A 17,864-nucleotide genomic window follows, 5' to 3' on the forward strand; every position below is an offset into this window, starting at 1 on the left:
GTACTCCTTCCTATTTTCAACGCATTCATATTATCATATTAACCACACACCATCGAGTCACGCCCAAGAATACCAATACTCACCATGAATGCTGCAAATACAACTGTCATTTTGTTTACCCCTTTCCATCTAACAAATAATTTCTTACTGTTTTTTCGCGACTCTGTTTCTTGCGCTTCTGCATTTGGCTTCCACACAAACCAGAATCTCTTTTTACGGAAAGTGACACCATTACTGCTGTTGCCAATACTCCAATTACAATGCTCCATATAGGCCAAATAATTCTTGTATATTATACCACCAATCACCTAATTTCACAATCAAAAAACGCCACTTTAACCGGAGCGTTTCTGCTGTATAGCAATGCTACACCACTTTAAACATTTTCTGCGATACCGCTTTTGCATCGTTTTTCTTATCAATCTCCGCCTGTGCCTTTTGGAACTCCTCCATCCGTTTCAATTCCTCCTCGGCATCGTCAAATCCGATATGTGTGTACACATTCATTGTGACCGATATATCTGAATGCCCCATAAGGTATTGCAGTGTCTTGGGATTCATTCCCAATTTTGCCATATTCGAACAATAGGTGTGTCGGCATACATGAGGTGTAATGTTTGGCATCTGCACCCGGTAAATGTCATTGTATCTACCAACCATATGATTGAATCGGTGCTGCCAGTGCATTGCAACAAGTGGCATTCCATTATCATCGTAAAACAGGAATCCGCTATATCCATCTATGGATTTCTCCACTTTTGGTGCATTTCTGTCCTCGATAATTGCCTGAAACATCTGTGCCACATCCTCTGTGATTGGCAATACTCTTGTTCCGGCATCCGTCTTTGTAGTTTCTATGATGTATCGCATATCCGATGTTCTCTGCAACTGGTGGTCGATATTCACGGTTCTGTTCTCCAAATCAATATCCTTCAGCGTCAGACCACAAAACTCCGATATTCGCATTCCTGTATGAAACAGTAGGTACACAACTTCATAATATTTGCAGTACACCACATCGTCATGCACAAACTTCAGGAACTTTCTCATCTGATCTTTTGTGATTGCCTCTCTTGTAACTGCATCATTTACCAATACTCCGGCAAGTTGAAATCCGAATGGATTCTTTACCAGAATATCATCATCTACCGCCATCTGAAAAGCTGGTCGCAACACTCCACGGATGGTATGAATAGAACTGTAGCTTTTTCCATCTTCCTGCTGCAATTTTATAAGAAACAGCTTTGCATCGGAAGTTTTCACACTTCGTATCGTCTTTTCGCCAAATGCTTCCTTCGCAAGTAATCTCTGTACTGTAACATATCCCTGTTTCGTGCTTTGCCTTACCCCGGTCTTCGTTTTTAAATATCGGTCTACAAGTTCACAGATCGTCATCTGTCCATCCACGATATTTACAAGTAAATCCAAATCTGTGTTTACCTGTTTTTCCAACTCACGAAGGGAAAGGCATGGCTTTTTACCCTTTGGAAGTTTATCCGTAGGCTCCAGTTTCCAACTGTATACAAAGTGTGGTTTTCCATCAATATGGTATTTATATTGATATTTTCCATCTGCTCTTACACTCTCTCCCGGTCTGAGGACTCTTCGTTTGGAATCACGCCTTGTCTGTCCTCTTCCTGCCTTTGCCATTATACCCGCCTCCTCAACTCTGGATGGTTACGCAGATACCTTTCAAAAGCTACACGGAGAATCAGCTTGCGTTCACCGTAGTATGCCAGAAAATCTTTTCCATCCGTATTATTCAATAAATCATAAAATTTTCTCCGGCTCAAAACAAAATATTCAATTGCCTCAGAAGGATTTAAAATATCTTTTTCTGCTAAACTTGGTCTTGCCATAAAAGTACTTCCTTTCTGCCAAAAGTGGCTGTTTTCACAGGTTTTTGAGGTCATACTATATATCACTCTGAACGCTGATAATATCAACTACTTTCGGCAGACAAACGGAATTATATCTCCGAAGAAGCACTGATAAATTTTTCAAACTGCGGACGGATAATCAGATATCTGTTTCCGCTGAATACCGCAAATCTGCCCCTGTTATCTTCTGCCAGTCTGCGCATTTTCTTTGTCCCAATATTAAAATACGATGCTGCTTCTTTGATTGTTAATGTGTACTTTTCACTCACAGGGACAAGTGTATTTTCCGTACTGCCGGAAATATCATGTTTTTCTATTGTCATGTGCAATCCTCCTTCCATACGGGGCTGCAGTATTTACGCAGCCCCAACTGCTTAGTTTGCTGCCATCTGAAGTACCTTGACTGCATCCTTGCGGATCAGCTTTCCGTCTAGATATTCACATCCCAGATATCCTACCTGTCCACGCAGGGCAAACTTTTCTTTCAGTGTGCGGATAGTCAGCGGGAAACGCTGAACGAGCCAGTAATTGTCGAAATCTCCAAATGCGATTACTTTCTGTCCCTTTCCGATAGACGGCATAGAATCAACGATCTGTACAGGTTTTGAGAAAATCGTTTCATTGCTGTCCTTCCACAGAGGGTTTCCGGCTGAATCTTTGAGGGTACGGAGTGCCAGAGCCGTCTCATCGTTCATAAGCCATGTGCCATGCTTACGGTATTTTTTATCCACGGACAGATACAGTTTGATGATCTCATCATAGCTGATGGCAGAATCACTCTCTGCCGTCACGCCCGTTTCTGCTCCGTCAGTGGCGTGCAGAATACCTGTCGGCTGATTTTCCCCCGTTCCGTTGATAAACGCCTGTTCCTCGCTTGTGCCAAAACAGCGTGCCATTTTCCTGATTACATAATCCTCTATGGCAAAGGACTGATCAGAAGCGAACTCCAATCCAAGTCTGACAAGCTCGGACAATCGGTATGCCTGTACTTCAAATCTCTGAAAACCATCCTCGTTATCCATGCCCTCCAGATTGACCATATCGCCCCATTCAGCCTGACCTTCACAGTCAAATGTCCAAAGACGGCTGTCACTTCTGGTCGCGTTCACAACGGTTGCCAGCTGACGGACTGCACTTTCTTTCTGGAGTGCTGCCGTATATTTTTTATTTGATTCTCCGGGCAGATGGTACGCATTTGTCTTGCTTTCACGGTTGTTATAAAGGCTGTCCGTAACTGCCTGTTTTCCTCTCATTTCGTTCCAAAAATCGTTATAATAAGCTGTACTGTTAATCATAATAAACCTCCTGAAAAATTATTTTTGTGTCATATAACCACTCTGTCTGCAATAATCCACTGCTTCAGAATAGGACAGATAAAACATCTCCAATGACCCGTCAACCACACGGTAATAGGGCGGGTCACAGGATTCGCTTGCCATGATAATGACCGGGCATCTGTCCCTTAAATTGATGACATTCACACATCTGTACTTGTTTGTTGAAAAATCCGATGGTTCAAACCGCATCGGTGGTGCTGCTTTCTGTTTTCCCATGTATACCTCCTTTTTTCTCAGCAGAGGAAATCTCTGCACAAGAGCCGATAGCCTGTTAAAAGTGTGGTTTTTTCTCCACCATCCCTTGGACGCTTGCGGACTACCGTACCGATTGTACGGAGTGCCTGATTAAAATTCCGGCTGTTCTCAGCAAAATATCCATTGTCATTACACCAGTTGCGGTACGCCTGATACACTGCTGATGTCCGGCATTCTGCATCCTTCTCCTGTTCCAGAAATTCCTCCACAAAAAGTTCCATCTTATCGCTGTCATGCTGATAGGACATGGTGGCATCTTTTACTGATTTTGGCTGGATGAAGCCTTCCTCCTGTAAGAGGGTGTAACCTTCAATCAGCCAGTTTAAGATGGCACTTGCTGCCTCCGGTCTGGAAAATTCTGCTTTCAGATTCTGTTCCTGTTCCCATTCCTCAAAATGTCTGTCAAAGGGAATGATCACGATACGTCCGCTCGAAAACAGAGTCATATCTGTAATAGCCGGAAGATAATTTGTATTTACATACAGCTTGAACTGTGGTTTAAAATCAAAACTGTTTTCATGCAGGAATCTGGCATTCAATGTATCATTTCCCGTCATGCTTTTAATCTGTGCTTCATTCAGCACCAATCCCCGCCTTGGCTCTGAGATATTGGCAAACCGCACTCCTGCAAGCCGTGCAATATCCTCTGTCGGGTTCTGGCTGTTGGCAGACGGCTTTGCAGCAATCGTTTCCGGTCGGACAGTCAAACCGTAATCTCCCATCACATGAAGTGTGCTTTCCATCAGAGTCCCTTTCCCATTTCTGGTGGTTGCACCGTAGTAGAAAAACATACATTCATAGCGGGTATCACCTGTCAGACCATAACCAAGGCTTTTCTGCATAAACCTTGCTTTCTCCGTATCCCCACTCATCACCTCGGAAACAAATCTGGTAAAACGCGGATTCTTGGCATTCGGATCATAGGCCGCTCCGGCAATCCTGGTCTGCTTGTCCTGTGGCGTATGCGGATGGAACTCTCCCGTCTGCAGATCCAGTGTTCCGTTCTGACAGTTCAGGTAATAAACATTGCAGTCGAACTCAGACATTGCAATCGGATACACACTCTGGGCGTCACTGATATAAGTGTTGCGGTAATTCCGGCTCTGCCATTTCGCAGAATATTCCAGATAGTCCTTTCTTCTGCGCTCATCGGTAATTGTCAGGGCATATCTGACCAGACTGTCCGCAAGGGATTTTGCAAGCTCCATTGTTTTCAGTCCGCCAATGTCTGGAATCCACCGGGTTCCGTCATACACATACCACTTTTTCCTTTCCGGCACATACCTTGCGATATCTTTATACACATCCGCAAATAATCTGCCTGAGCCGTTGTCATTCCACGGGTATCTGCCGTTATCCGACACATTCAGTTCTATCAGCTTCTGCAGCATATCATCAAAATCCCTCTCTGCTGATGTCCTTGCATAAGGCTGGTAGAAATCCAGTGCCTGTGCCACTGCCTTTTCCAGCGTCAATGCACCGTAGGTTGAGTCACTCTGCACACGGTCCCATTTGCTCCGCATCAATCCCGATCTTCGGAACAGCCTGTCCATCTGCTCTGTATCACCGCCACACCAGAACGCAAGGATACTTGCAAACGACATATCCGCATCGCTGTGGGATTTTCCTTCCGGGATTTCTCCATTCCACAAGGCTTTGAACTTTTCACCCTGTCTGGAATCCGATGCCAAGCGGATCACGGAATCATCCGCCAGATAGCTGCCGGGAATATCCTGCGCTTCGTTCTTTTTCTTAGAAATCGGACGGAGCATATAAGTTTCCAGTATTTCCCAAAGTTCAATGCTTCTCTCCTCAATGCCACAGTTTCGGATCGCATTTCCTGTCAGAGTGCAGAATTTCTTTGTCACACCTGCTGCATAGATTTCCAGACCAAGTTTCTGATTATTGATGTAATATCTGCCCGTATCATAAGACAGGGAAGATGCCTTACATACTATGCGGACTCCCGTGCCGGAGGGGCTGAATTCTGTATAGGAGTCCATTCTCTCCACGATGTCTTCTGCCATCTGTGTCAGTTTTCCACCAAACACGCAGTGGTCGATATCTACCATGCAGAAATCATCAAATGCACCCATACCGATTCCGTCATAACCATCCATTGCATTGACTGCCAATCGAAAATCCGAAAAGGTATTTTTATCGGCACTGCTCGCTTTTCTGCCATTTGTCTGATACGGCACTTTTGTCATGCGTCCGTTTCTTTCTTCATATTTCCACAGACAGAACCGTCCGTCTTTTTTCAACTGTTCCGGAAGTTTCTCATACATTCTGTGCTCCTCCTTCCCCGCTTATTTTCTGACGTATCATTTCTCCGTGGCTCTTGCCGATAACCACACCTTAAATTCGGAAACAGGAACCAATACCCGCTTGCCTACACGGACGATTGGAAAATCCGCTTCTCTGGTCAGTGCATACGCTTTGCTCAGGCTGATTCCCATCTGCATTGCCATTTCCTGTACGCTCATCGTGACTTTATCCATAGCCATCCTCCTCTCTGCATTCCAAACATGAATTGCTCTTGTTTTCTATCACAGTATACTTTATAATGTTACCAAAGACTATTTTCTATTGGTAAGAACTCGTACCGAAAGCAAGTTCTATCGGTAAGAATGGAGGTAGAATATGAACGAAGATTTCAGTTTGGGGAAAATGAGTGCGGATGCACGGCTGACCGCAACTTTCAAATACTATGAAAAGACAGAACAGAATGGAAAAATCGTAATCACCGCCTGTCTGGGCGAGGGCGATGTTCCGAAGCTCAACCGTGGATACGGCTTGGACGGAAATGAACTCTGGCTTTCTCTGAATAACCTGTACCAGAGTATCCGTGGAAAAGATGACAACACTGCTGCCGATGATATCATTTCTTGGTGTCAGCAGTACGCACACCCCTACTATGCCTCTGAGGACATCGAAGAATATCGTTGGGATATTGAAAAGGATACGGAATACTGGGATTTTTTCACTAACATTCTTGGTAATTTCACTTTTGATGTTCACACCATGCGGAAAGATCTCGAAAGCCTGTACCGGGATACCCTTGTAATTCTTATGTTCAAAAAATGTCTGGAACAGCTTGACGTTTCCACGGATCTTGCACAGATCACATGGACGAATGACTTTGCAGATTTTAATTTGTTTCCTATTCAGAAACATCTCGGTAAAATATCAGCTTACCTAAATAAAATGAGTGGCGTAACCATGAAGTTGGAACTGGATGAAAATGGAGAATTGAAGGTCATGCCGGATTTCCATTCTGTTTTTGATGCTGCCCGATTCGCTCTGTCGCAATATGTATCTATCCCTACAGATTACCCCATTGCTTATGCCGACCGTGTGGGCGTTGCCACCTGTGAGTGTTGCGGCCGTCTGTTCATCAAAAACGGGAACCGCCAGAAATACTGTGACAATCCAGAATGTAAAAAAGAACGAAACCGTAGAAAATCCCGCACTGCTTATCGCAGAAAGATACAGGAAGAAAATGATAACCGATGGGCATGACCATGTCTGTTTTCACACTGGGGCAAGATGTGGCAAGTAATACAGGTTATTTTCTATATAGGCTCTATAGGAATAACCTAAATCATCTGCCACAAGCTGCCCCAACTGATTTTTCCACAGAAAAAGGGCATCGGTTCATCACCGACACCCAGTGTCATTTTATCCTTATTCTCCATAGCGAAATGCTGAATTTCCTGTAAGATTCCTAAGCAGAATCTTTCTCGCTGTCTTATACTCTTTCCCGATAAAGCCAAGTCTGAGCAGGAAACAGCGGAAAGCGTATTTGTCATTGTCCGTTTCAGTCGGCTTTGATGATACTCTTTTTGCATCTCTTGCCATATCACACAGCCTTGAGATAAATTGTGTGTAGGCTGCAATCTCATCGCCATCTGCTGTGTACGGAAACCATGTAAAGTTTATTTTTTCCTCAGTAATCTCAATTTCTGTGCTGTCCGTCCGAAATGCACGTTGAAAAAGTGTCTGCTTATTTGCTGTGATTTTCTGCAAATTTTCCAATGCTATATCTGTAAGGCTTTCTCTCGAAATCACTATTGTCAGTTTGTCCTGCTGCACTGGCACTTCTTCCGTTATTTCCGCATCGTCTTGAAATCCACGCTCTCGTAACTGCAGAATCAGGTCTTCCACCGTTTCTTTTTCTGTTCCCTCCGGGATATGCAGTACACCCTCTTTGTCCAGTCGGTATCCTGCAATATCGTATGCACAGCTTGGTACCCGTTCATAATGCGGTGCTGTCCCAAGTATGTTTCCAATCTCCTGTGCTAGTTTTGGTTTCTGCTTCGATTCCAATGTGAATCTGATTTCATTCTTCATAATATGTACCCGCCTTTCTTTATTTGGTAGTACATATATCACTCTGACCGCACAGAATAGCAAGACAATTCTGATTATATTTCTGCCAAAATGTACGCAAAAAAACTGTGCTTTTTATGCGGCTTTTTACATGTTTTTTCTGCGCATTTCGGTACTATCTGGCAAAACAAAATCGGCTTTAGTGATGATATTCAGCGGATATTTTCACATAAACTGACTTTTGTGGGTATCCCCCCTGTTTAATTCTGCGAAAATTCGCACGAAGGGGGCCATCGGTCTTGAAGCGAAAATATTGTAGAGATTTAAACTCCCACTCCCCATTCTTTAGCACTTCCTATCATATACTGTACAAGTCATCAATTTTTCTTCTCTTCTCCATAACAGTATTCTTCAAAGAATTAATTTCTTCTTCATATTTTTGTATGTCTTGTTCCAGTATTTTAGCTAAGTCAATATTAATTTTTAATTGTAAAAGTTCTTTTGCATCCATACGGGCATGTCGTTTTCCTGATTGAAGCATTCTCATTGCTTCTCTCATTTGTGGTAATGATAACAAATACCCAACAACTCTTGGACTTGATTTTTTACACTTAAGCCCTACCCATTCCGTTGTTCCTATTGCTTCTTCTTCCGGATTAATTATACATTTTCCCAAATAAGGTTCAAGCTTAGAAACAACCAAATCCGCTCCTGAAAATTCCACCTTATCCGATCCAATCATCGATACTTCTGGTACTTCATCATAATTAACACCACCACACAACGGGTAAACACTATCTAAATCAATCAACTTTCTATCGTACGCCAAATCACCTTTCTTTATTTTATTCAATTCAACAATTTTTACATAGTTGCCAATATCATTCCATGCAGCTCCTCTAGCCACTAAACTAATTTTTCCTTCCAGTACATCCCATAACCATCTATACTTCGCGTCTAGTCGTAATGTACTTCTACTAAATATTGCTTTTAATGTTGTTTCAAAACCATATCTTAGTGATTTTTGACTTTTATTTCCTCTGTAATTAAACAAAACCTTAGGCAAATCATTCTCTGTTATCAAATCTGATAGGCCCTTTCTTCGTTTATATCCAATTGCTTGAGGTTCTGCCATAAATATTTTTTCATCCAGCAAACCGCAATCATCAAAAACTTTTTTTAGTCCTTCAACTCCTTCCTTTTTTGTCCATCCACTTTCTTTAATTTCCTTTTCTATCCTATTTACTTGTTCCGTACTTCTTTTCTCTGCATAAATAACACAAGTTTTTACACTTGTATATGGCTTAAAAGTTAAATAAGGAAGGGATATAATAGCCTTAATTTTAAAATGTGATAATAGATATATTCTAGTATCCAATTCTGTTGGTGTATCGCATACAGATTCTGGAAGTACGCAACAAAAAACCCCCTGTTCTGGTCTTAATAATTGGTACCACCTTTCAATAAATAAATCTTCTGATATCTTCAATTCACCTGAAAATGCCTTCTCAACTGATTTTTTTTCGTCTGGAGTTAATTTCAGTGAAAACGGCGGGTTTGAAAGTACAATATCAAACTTTTCATTTTGATACTCTTCATGCATTTCTAAAATAGTAGGTCTATCTTGTATACAATAATCTGAAAAAGGAAGTAGCCCACTTGTCACAAAGGTATTCATACTTCCATCTCCATGTAAAATCATGTTTACCTTTGCCGCCAACCCTAAATCATAATTATTCTCAATCGCAAATAGTGATCTCTTGGCCCAATTAGTATGTGTTTGACCAGAAAATTCAGCTTCAAATGTTTCCAATGCCCTGTCACTTAATCCTGCTTTAAAAGTTCCATTTTCATACATTTTTTTTACTATCGACTTCATGTAAACAATTAAGAAAGTACCCACTCCACAAGACGGATCGATTACATTTGGCATCCTATGAATTCCTCTACCATCAGGCTTCTCTACAAGAACTCTTTTCGCATGCTCTGTAATATCACATAATTCTGTCATGAACTCAACCAGCTGAACAGGCGTAAAAAATTGTCCTTTAGTTTGCGTGAAGCCATGTGCAACTATTTCTTCAAAAAAGCTTCCTAATAAATCTCCTCCGTATACATTCTTAGTTAAAGATATTCCTTCTAGCCTTTGCACCACGTAAAAGACTTTTGATGGTTTTATTCTGGCCTTATCAAAAGCAACATTATCACTTTTTTCATCTAATAAATAAGAACTTTCCGCTTTTTTATATAGTACATTCATTCTGTCCACTAGTGCATCTGGACTCTCCACAATATTGCCTACATAATTTACTTGAAATTCATACTTATTTCCTGGTCTGATTTCTTTTTCATCATAAATTTTACACAGAAATAATTTTGTGATAACTGCAAATACGTCATTATTATTTGTTCCACCTCCTCCCCAAATAACATTATGTAATTCTTCTGTCAATTGCTTAAAAAACAATTCATCAGAAGTCTCGTCTAATGGAATTGACGTCTCCGTTTCCTTTGGAACACGCGCATAACTTTTTTGAATTACAGTTCCATACCCCTTCGGAATAGCATTTCCTGCTGGTTCTCCTGCATCCTGCCACTTGTCATATTCTCCATACTGACTAGTTGATATTACCAATGTGTTAATTGCAGGCTCTCCACTATCATTAAACACAACTGTTGTCCATAGCAAATAATCAGGTCTCTTTATTTTTTCAAGCTTACTTGATTGAAAAAGTTGCCCTTTTATCAAATATCTTTCTGATATATACTTCTGCGGCGTTTTTAGCTCAAAATATAAAAAAGGAGACCCATCCTCATTTCTAATAACAATATCTGATCTGCTCCCTTTTGCTCCCTTTTTAGGTCTTCCCGGTGCTTCATAAACTTTCTCAATATCTATATATTTATTTTCAAATTTATATCCGTACTCTTTCTCCAACTTCAGAAGTAAAACAGCCCTTACCATTTCTTCGTCATTTAAGTTAGTCGTTGTCCCCTTAAAGTCTGGTGCCTCTGGATCAACATTTACACATTTAGGATTATATGTAATCTTTCCTTTTCCAGTCTTTTCATCAAATGTAATTGAGGAAATTATATCAGATTTACTATCCTGAATATATTTTATATATAATTTTGGTTCAAAAACTTTCGCCATGTTGTTTCTCCTAGATTATTTTTTTAATTGATCAATCACTCGCTCTGCTTCTTTCAGGGCAGTTCTTCGTACAAACTCACTATATGAAGCATATGCTTCTATTCTAGCCGCCTGTTTCAATTTCGCTAATTCCTCTTCACTCACTCTTATACTCATAGAAATAGTTTTGTTCATTCCCAAGCCCTCCTATGTCAAAAATTATATCATTTGTGTGCAACATTTACAATACAATTCTCCACGTCCTCAACATAGAAATAGCCACTTTTCATAGTAGTTCTACTAGCAAAAAGCGGCTATATATCAGCATTTACAAATTATTTTTCATGATTTCCATATAGTTTTCTGGGAATCCAATCAACTTCAAATCAATATCATCACTATACTCACTTATCACATTTTCCACGGTTTGAATCAAAGATTTTTTACTACTCTCATCTGGTAATCTTTTTAATAGGACAAGCGTATATGCAAATAATGAATTATTCTTTATTTCTGAATGTTTTCTCAAAAATGACGTTGTAAACTTTGCCGGAGGATTAAAATCTGTATTATACATTCTAGCCGCATGCGCACATTTGTTTCGTAAAACCGATAAACAATGAAGATGATTTTCTAATGTATTTCTTCCAACACCAACCATATGAGCAATGGCATCTTTTTCTGAATAATACATAGAGCTGTATAATTTAGACATATTAGAAAAAGACATTAATTCCACAATAACCCACAATGGCATTTTACTAGAATATTTCATTTTATGATGCTTCACAATTAGGCTATCTTTATAATAATTTTTCTCCCTGCTGAAATTTTCCATAACTTCCCTGTAACCCTTTTTGTTATAGAAATTATTCTCATCATAATGCTGATCATACGGAGTCTCCGTACATTTAGCAATTGAAAATCCATATGCAATCTGCGTCCTATAATATACTTCTGCTTTTTCAATATACCGCCGAAATGTATCACGTAATATTTCATCCACTTTGTATAGATGATATACCGTTTCAAATGTAGTTCCCACTATATAGTCACTACCAGAAGGGGCTTGTCTGAATTGTAAAGCATAACCCGTAAAACGATAATAATTTACTCTTTTCAAAATATCTTTTGCTTTCTCTCTGTCTGTGATAATCATACCATGGGCTACTAACTTATCCAATTGTTCATCGAAGGTCAATGGTTTTTTCAAATCCATAAAATCTCTCCTTAACGTAAAAAAGCTGAGCACAAGTCTCAGCTTGGTCCCCAATGCCAAAAAGACTTCGGGCAACTCTGTTACATATAGTATATTCAAAAAGCAAAAAAATTGCAATAGTTTTTATTATTTTCTTAGAAAAATCTATCACATTGAGTCTAAGTAGTCCATTACTACTAAGGATTTCTCCCCACACCTTTGACTTTATCCCAATTCCATCCATGAGCCTTAGTAGTCGAAAACGTAGTATTTTCAATGCTTTCCGCCATATTCTGCCCTGTGTTGCCCCACTTTGCGAAGATATGCATTATCATAAAACTGGTGTGCCGTGGCAGATGAAAAGTACTTTAATCATTGTTTTGTTTCTCCTTGTTTTGCCCAGAAATGCCCTGTTTTGCAAGGGATTCCGGGGATTTGTAAAATGTGTGTTTTGGATGGCATCTTGGCAAAATAGGGCAAGATGGAGCAAGTTATTGCGGGCTGTTAGTAGTAAAGTTGGTAGTAAAACAAGGTAGGCTTACTACTAAGAATGTTCTATCATACATTCTCTAACCAACATTAATAATTCTAACAAAGACAAATCATTTAATTCCTCATGCGTATATTTCGCATAATATTCAGTCAACACATTTGTCAACTTGATTTCTATATTAGCTAAATCCTCTTTCAATTTTGCAGGAATAGTACCTGTTTGCAAATTATATAAATATGCCTCATCTATTTTGTAAGCAGCATTTCTAACATTTTTTTCTAAAGTAATATATTCAAGTTCTTTATTCTCATCTATGTTCTTTGGTTTTAAATACCTAGAATGTGACATGTCCATAATAGATATCGCAGAAAAAAGTTCATTCAAAAAATTTTTCATATCATTTTCAGAAACACTATTGTCACACACCGGACTATGTGTATGTGTTTCAAACAGATTAAGTAACGCTTTCCTAGCTTCAATATTATTAGTAAAATTCAAATCAATATAATCTTTAAATTGACTCTTAAACCACATTCTATTACCACAGTGATAAAATAAATTTTTAACTACATCACCATACTGCTTAATCAACATATTATATTCCAGATAATCAATGGGATACGCAGCTATTTTAAAAGGTTCATATAAATTGAAATGAATACACTCCTTATCATCATGAGGAAAATCCAACCTTAATTGATATCTATCTTCGTTGCTCTGTGAAAAGAAAATTTCCATTTTTGTAGTTGTCCTAGACCCATTTTCATATTCACTATAAGATGTATTCGGTTCCATGTAAATTCCTTCAATCATGCAGTTTGTGAAAATATCTCCAAAACAACATAAGAACCACTCTGCAATTATTCTGTCTTTATCATTGAAAAATGGACTAATCTGCATACACATTAATGTATTGATTAATACAAGATATTCTAAATGTTTTTCAATTATAGACAAATCACATTCCGAAACAATTTTCAGCTCTTTGCTCTCAATGATTTCTTTATTAGGATAGATTTCTTGTATTTTTTCCCTTCTCTGCATATCGTCTCTAATTACCTTAATGTAGTTAATTATTATGCTACTTTGACTATATTCATTTTCATACGAAAACCTGCCATCTTTTTGTGCCTTATCCATATAATATTGAGTGATTTCGGAATTAACTAATATCATTATATTCAAAATATAATTGGCATCATCATAAGACATGATTTTACCTTTCAATTTATTGAGTTTGTTTCTTATATCATCAAGAAAAAGATAAATAGAAACAATCCTTTCGCTCTTTCCATCCAATAATTCTTCTGATTTATCATTCAGTATCTCATCTATTAACCTCTCATCATCTGCTATATTAGCAAATATTCTTTTTGCAATATTGGGGTTAAGTTTATACATTGATTTTGGATAAGCATCCATTAGCCAATATAATGTTTTTTCAAAATTATTGATATTTGCACCTTCTCTCTAATCCCATCAAACATATTATATATTTTATTTTATTATTTTTCCATAGAAAAAACGCCCCAGCCAAGCCGGAGCGTCATCCCTTTTCCATATTAAATTACCTTAAACATCTTCTGCGACATCGGTTTCTCCTTCTTCTGCTCAACCTCTGCTTGTGCCTTTCGGAAGTCTTCCAGCCGTTTCAGTTCTTCCTCAGCATCATCAAATCCGATATGCGTGTACACATTCATTGTAACCGATATATCCGAATGTCCCATCAAATACTGCAAGGTCTTGGGATTCATTCCCGATTTCGCCATATTGCTGCAATAGGTGTGTCGGCACACATGCGGCGTGATATTCGGCATCTGCACACGATAGATATCGTTGTACCGCTTCACCATGTGGTTAAAGCGATGTTCCCAATGCATTGCCACTAACGGCAGTCCTTTGTCATCCAAAAACAGGAACCCGGTATATCCATCCACCACTTTTTCTACCTTTGGTTTCTCCCGGTCTTCGATGATGGATTGAAAGCATTTTGCAACATCCTCTGTTACCGGAAGTTTTCTTGTTCCGGCGGAAGTCTTTGTTGGCTCAATCACTAAGGTCATATCAGATAACCGTTGAAGCTGATGATCTATATTCACAATCCTGTTCCCTAGATCAATATCCTTAATTGTAAGACCACAAAATTCTGAAATACGCATACCTGTATGAAAAAGTATATACACAACTTCATAATACTTACAGTATACATTATCATCATGAACAAATTTAAGAAACTTTCGCATTTGGTCCCGCGTTAATGCTTCCCTGGTAACACTGTCATTTACAACTACTCCAGCAAGCTCAAATCCAAACGGATTTTTATAGAGCACATCGTCATCCACCGCCATTTGAAAAGCAGGTCTTAATACGCCACGGACTGTTTTCACTGTATTCTCATAAGAATCATTCCTCTCCTCTTACCCCAGTGCCACATCCAAGATCATCATCAAACTAAATCCAAGTGCAAAGAAAAGCGTACCGATATTTGAGTGCTGTCCCTGAGATATTTCCGGAATTAGTTCTTCAACCACGACATATAACATGGCTCCTGCTGCAAAGCTGAGTAAATATGGTAATGCCGGGATTACCCGCTGTGCAGCAAGAATCGTCAGTACTGCTCCAATCGGTTCAACCACTCCTGAAAGTACACCTCTCAGAAATGCCTTTCTCTTACTTTCACCCTCTGTCCTAAGCGGCATGGATATAATCGCTCCTTCTGGAAAATTCTGGATAGCAATTCCAAATGATAAAGCAAGTGCACTTGTTGCTGTAATCTGTGCATTTTCAGCAAGAAATCCAGCATACATTACACCAACTGCCATACCTTCAGGGATGTTATGTAATGTAACTGCCAACACCATCATCGTAGTACGGCCAAATTTGCTTTTCGGTCCCTCTGCCTGATCACTTCCAACATGAAGATGCGGAATCAAATGATCAAGTGCGAGTAAAAACAATATACCAATCCAGAACCCAACAACTGCCGGAACAAACGATAAAGTTCCCATATTTTCAGATTGTTTAATTGCCGGAATCAGAAGACTCCAGATTGAAGCCGCAACCATTATACCTGCTGCAAACCCTGCAAGTGCACGTTGCACGGATTTATTAAGTGTTTGTCTCATAAAAAACACACATGCTGATCCTATCGTTGTTCCAACAAACGGAATCAGTATACCTTCAAAAATATTTATTCGCATTATATTTTCCTTCCATATATGCTCGAAAAAATTCATTGGCAAAAATAATTATCTTCAGCGGTATAGTATTAGTTCTATAGCTTATTGATTATATTGCCTAATACCTAATATATGTTATTCTATAATCTTTCATACTTTCATCACATTAGTTTTAACTAACCGTCTAGTATAAAGAAAACCGTGCAAAAAGCAAACTGTAATTTTACACGGTTTTCTTATGCTTAAATATATCACTTACGTAATCATATAACAATATATTTCTTGAACCCTCTATATTCTCAATCACTTAATGATATATTTTGTTCCTCTGCCTTTTCCTTCAACTGCAATCACACCCTTTTTCTCCATAGCTTTCAGTAATTGTGTTGTTTTTGATTTGCCAAATGGGACATATGGTGCAATTTCACTTATTGGTTTCAGCATCGTCTTACTTAAAAATTTGTAAATCACTTTTTCGTCTTCGGTTAAATTGACATTCGTTTCAAATATCGGTAGTACAATTTTTATAGCATTTTCTGACACTTCAAATTCTGGTTTTATCAAACTCTCTGCATACAGTTGTTTGATTCGTGTAATTCCTGTTCCAAATATCTCTACTAATCCCAGTCTGTAGAATACATTTGCAAGATTTCTATTTCTTAAAATAGATAGTTTACCTGATAAATATTCTTCTGCCGTTATTCCAGCCGGCAATCCACCAGGAGACACCACTTCTATTCTATCATCAAACATAGAAACTCTGATGTGTGAATTAATATCCCATACCCTATGAATCAAAGCATTTGCAATTGCTTCTCTGAAAGCTGCTTCCGGTATTTTCTCTACCATCTTTCTGTCAGCCCCCTGTATTACTTCATATTGATAATAATCTCTAAATACAGCAAGTGCTTTTTCATATATTTCTAAAACCGATATATGTTCAAACGTTACTCTTTTTTGAATAATACTGATATTCTCACCGAACTTAACAATATCAATTCCTGAAAAATGATTTTTATCTGCCAAAAGTCCCGCTGCATTATTATAACCATTTATATTGTCATACAGGTTCAATGTCTTTAAAGTATCTTGATTGAAAGTTTCAATGTAAATATTTTCTTTCAGTTTACACTGTAAAATTTCAAAAGATAGCTCCTGATCTTTACAAGGTAATTCTTCGAAGCTAATATTTTTTCCATCTAATACAAGCCTTGAAAATTCCAATGTATCTACCTCTATCGTTGCTGTATCATTTCGTTTGTATGCTTTTGATTTATATAAATACGGTTTTTGAAGACCACTTTTTACAGTAAGTTTTATCGTCTGATCATTGTTCTGTATTTCAAGTGTATAGTTTGGTTGAGGTGATATACTGTCATTGATTTTATTTTCGATATCCAGACAGGCCTGTTTTACATCTGGCAATCCTTTCACATTTCCATTATCATCAACCCCAAAAAGAATTGTTCCACCATTGTAATTCGAAAAGGCACTAACTGTTTTCAAAAAAGTATTCGTAATCGTTTCCTTGAATTCTAATATTCTTGTTTCACGCATAGTAATCGTTCCCTTTCCAACCATAATGATTATATTATATGCAAAAATGTGCAAAAAATCAATCGTATTTTTTTACGATTGATTTTTTGATTGATTTTGAGTATAGTACTATTTTTTGACCAACTGAATTATGACAATTTTTTTAATTATTCCGATTCGATCTTCCAAAGGTATAAATAAGGTGTAAATTATTTGTTTCTATCTAGAAAATCCTACAAAATCAAGTCTTTCTCGCCATACTTTAAACGATGCCGTGGCAGATGAAAAGCACTCGAATGCTCATAAAATCTTCTTTCAAAAAGCGCTATTCTGCTGCCATTTGCAGCATTTTACGCGGTGTTAATTCTTCTTTATGTATCGGTCATTTCTGTGCATAAAATGCAAATCTTAGCAAAATATTGCAAGTTGTGTACAGCAATCGTAGTAGAAACGGAGTAAAAATCAGGCGGGGTTACTACTTCTATCTAATTTAAATATATCATACCTTGTGGTAATTCAAG

At 38.5% G+C, this 17,864-nt stretch carries 15 protein-coding genes and 1 pseudogene; 1 reads left to right on the top strand and 15 read right to left on the bottom strand.

Annotation, left to right across the window (positions count from 1 at the left end; all coding sequences use genetic code 11):
* Positions 1-366: 366 nt before the first annotated feature.
* The 7 genes from DXB15_RS06305 to DXB15_RS06335 all read right to left on the bottom strand — a co-directional run bounded on the left by DXB15_RS06305 (position 367) and on the right by DXB15_RS06335 (position 5,973).
* Positions 367-1,650: a site-specific integrase gene (locus DXB15_RS06305; protein WP_118702354.1), complete on the bottom strand. Its 1,284-nt coding sequence runs from the start codon at positions 1,648-1,650 to the stop codon at positions 367-369.
* On the bottom strand, positions 1,650-1,859 hold the full coding sequence (locus tag DXB15_RS06310) for an excisionase (protein ID WP_118702355.1): 210 nt from the start codon (positions 1,857-1,859) through the stop codon (positions 1,650-1,652). The genes DXB15_RS06305 and DXB15_RS06310 overlap by 1 nt, the downstream gene beginning before the upstream one ends.
* Positions 1,860-1,969: 110 nt before the next feature.
* Positions 1,970-2,203: an excisionase gene (locus DXB15_RS06315; RefSeq protein WP_187119647.1), complete on the bottom strand. Its 234-nt coding sequence runs from the start codon at positions 2,201-2,203 to the stop codon at positions 1,970-1,972.
* 51 nt (positions 2,204-2,254) lie between these two features.
* Entirely contained in the window at positions 2,255-3,175 is a 921-nt protein-coding gene (locus DXB15_RS06320; protein WP_118702357.1) for a phage major capsid protein, read from the bottom strand.
* An 18-nt stretch (positions 3,176-3,193) separates the two neighbouring features.
* On the bottom strand, positions 3,194-3,433 hold the full coding sequence (locus DXB15_RS06325) for a hypothetical protein (protein ID WP_118702358.1): 240 nt from the start codon (positions 3,431-3,433) through the stop codon (positions 3,194-3,196).
* A 17-nt stretch (positions 3,434-3,450) separates the two neighbouring features.
* Positions 3,451-5,760 carry a phage/plasmid primase, P4 family gene (locus DXB15_RS06330; protein ID WP_118702359.1) on the bottom strand — a complete coding sequence of 770 codons (2,310 nt, stop codon included), beginning with the start codon at positions 5,758-5,760 and terminating at the stop codon, positions 3,451-3,453.
* A 36-nt stretch (positions 5,761-5,796) separates the two neighbouring features.
* Positions 5,797-5,973, bottom strand: a complete 177-nt coding sequence (locus DXB15_RS06335) for an excisionase family DNA-binding protein (RefSeq protein WP_015560864.1) — start codon at positions 5,971-5,973, stop codon at positions 5,797-5,799.
* Between the two features lie 142 nt (positions 5,974-6,115).
* Between DXB15_RS06335 and DXB15_RS06340 the strand changes: the two genes are divergently transcribed.
* Positions 6,116-6,994: a hypothetical protein gene (locus DXB15_RS06340; protein ID WP_118702360.1), complete on the top strand. Its 879-nt coding sequence runs from the start codon at positions 6,116-6,118 to the stop codon at positions 6,992-6,994.
* 165 nt (positions 6,995-7,159) lie between these two features.
* On the opposite strand, the gene DXB15_RS06345 is transcribed toward DXB15_RS06340, so the two are convergent.
* The 8 genes and pseudogenes from DXB15_RS06345 to DXB15_RS06380 form a co-directional block, all read right to left on the bottom strand.
* Positions 7,160-7,825 (bottom strand): hypothetical protein, encoded by a 666-nt coding sequence (locus tag DXB15_RS06345; RefSeq protein ID WP_118702361.1) that lies wholly within the window; start codon positions 7,823-7,825, stop codon positions 7,160-7,162.
* Positions 7,826-8,162: 337 nt separating this feature from the next.
* Positions 8,163-10,958, bottom strand: coding sequence for a restriction endonuclease subunit M (locus tag DXB15_RS06350; protein WP_118702362.1), 2,796 nt, complete (start codon positions 10,956-10,958; stop codon positions 8,163-8,165).
* A 15-nt stretch (positions 10,959-10,973) separates the two neighbouring features.
* Entirely contained in the window at positions 10,974-11,132 is a 159-nt protein-coding gene (locus DXB15_RS06355; protein WP_118532274.1) for a type II toxin -antitoxin system TacA 1-like antitoxin, read from the bottom strand.
* Between the two features lie 133 nt (positions 11,133-11,265).
* Positions 11,266-12,156, bottom strand: a complete 891-nt coding sequence (locus DXB15_RS06360; RefSeq protein ID WP_118702363.1) for an Abi family protein — start codon at positions 12,154-12,156, stop codon at positions 11,266-11,268.
* Positions 12,157-12,679: 523 nt separating this feature from the next.
* Positions 12,680-14,029, bottom strand: a complete 1,350-nt coding sequence (locus tag DXB15_RS06365) for a hypothetical protein (protein ID WP_118702364.1) — start codon at positions 14,027-14,029, stop codon at positions 12,680-12,682.
* Between the two features lie 161 nt (positions 14,030-14,190).
* Positions 14,191-15,009 (bottom strand): annotated as a pseudogene (locus DXB15_RS06370) (site-specific integrase); the annotation flags it as partial.
* Between the two features lie 36 nt (positions 15,010-15,045).
* Positions 15,046-15,828, bottom strand: coding sequence for a ZIP family metal transporter (locus DXB15_RS06375; RefSeq protein WP_118702365.1), 783 nt, complete (start codon positions 15,826-15,828; stop codon positions 15,046-15,048).
* 282 nt (positions 15,829-16,110) lie between these two features.
* Positions 16,111-17,364: an ATP-binding protein gene (locus tag DXB15_RS06380; RefSeq protein WP_022034984.1), complete on the bottom strand. Its 1,254-nt coding sequence runs from the start codon at positions 17,362-17,364 to the stop codon at positions 16,111-16,113.
* Positions 17,365-17,864 lie beyond the last annotated feature (500 nt).

The organism is Roseburia sp. OM02-15, assembly GCF_003481835.1.
GTDB lineage: Bacteria > Bacillota > Clostridia > Lachnospirales > Lachnospiraceae > Eubacterium_I > Eubacterium_I ramulus_A.

Coding starts and splice junctions, on each gene's coding strand:
- DXB15_RS06340 (WP_118702360.1), top strand. CDS start 6,116: ATGAACGAAGATTTCAGTTTGGGGAAAATGAGTGCGGATGCACGGCTG.
- DXB15_RS06365 (WP_118702364.1), bottom strand. CDS start 14,029: ATGTATAAACTTAACCCCAATATTGCAAAAAGAATATTTGCTAATATA.
- DXB15_RS06305 (WP_118702354.1), bottom strand. CDS start 1,650: ATGGCAAAGGCAGGAAGAGGACAGACAAGGCGTGATTCCAAACGAAGA.
- DXB15_RS06325 (WP_118702358.1), bottom strand. CDS start 3,433: ATGGGAAAACAGAAAGCAGCACCACCGATGCGGTTTGAACCATCGGAT.
- DXB15_RS06315 (WP_187119647.1), bottom strand. CDS start 2,203: ATGACAATAGAAAAACATGATATTTCCGGCAGTACGGAAAATACACTT.
- DXB15_RS06355 (WP_118532274.1), bottom strand. CDS start 11,132: ATGAACAAAACTATTTCTATGAGTATAAGAGTGAGTGAAGAGGAATTA.
- DXB15_RS06345 (WP_118702361.1), bottom strand. CDS start 7,825: ATGAAGAATGAAATCAGATTCACATTGGAATCGAAGCAGAAACCAAAA.
- DXB15_RS06380 (WP_022034984.1), bottom strand. CDS start 17,364: ATGCGTGAAACAAGAATATTAGAATTCAAGGAAACGATTACGAATACT.
- DXB15_RS06310 (WP_118702355.1), bottom strand. CDS start 1,859: ATGGCAAGACCAAGTTTAGCAGAAAAAGATATTTTAAATCCTTCTGAG.
- DXB15_RS06350 (WP_118702362.1), bottom strand. CDS start 10,958: ATGGCGAAAGTTTTTGAACCAAAATTATATATAAAATATATTCAGGAT.
- DXB15_RS06330 (WP_118702359.1), bottom strand. CDS start 5,760: ATGTATGAGAAACTTCCGGAACAGTTGAAAAAAGACGGACGGTTCTGT.
- DXB15_RS06360 (WP_118702363.1), bottom strand. CDS start 12,156: ATGGATTTGAAAAAACCATTGACCTTCGATGAACAATTGGATAAGTTA.
- DXB15_RS06320 (WP_118702357.1), bottom strand. CDS start 3,175: ATGATTAACAGTACAGCTTATTATAACGATTTTTGGAACGAAATGAGA.
- DXB15_RS06375 (WP_118702365.1), bottom strand. CDS start 15,828: ATGCGAATAAATATTTTTGAAGGTATACTGATTCCGTTTGTTGGAACA.
- DXB15_RS06335 (WP_015560864.1), bottom strand. CDS start 5,973: ATGGATAAAGTCACGATGAGCGTACAGGAAATGGCAATGCAGATGGGA.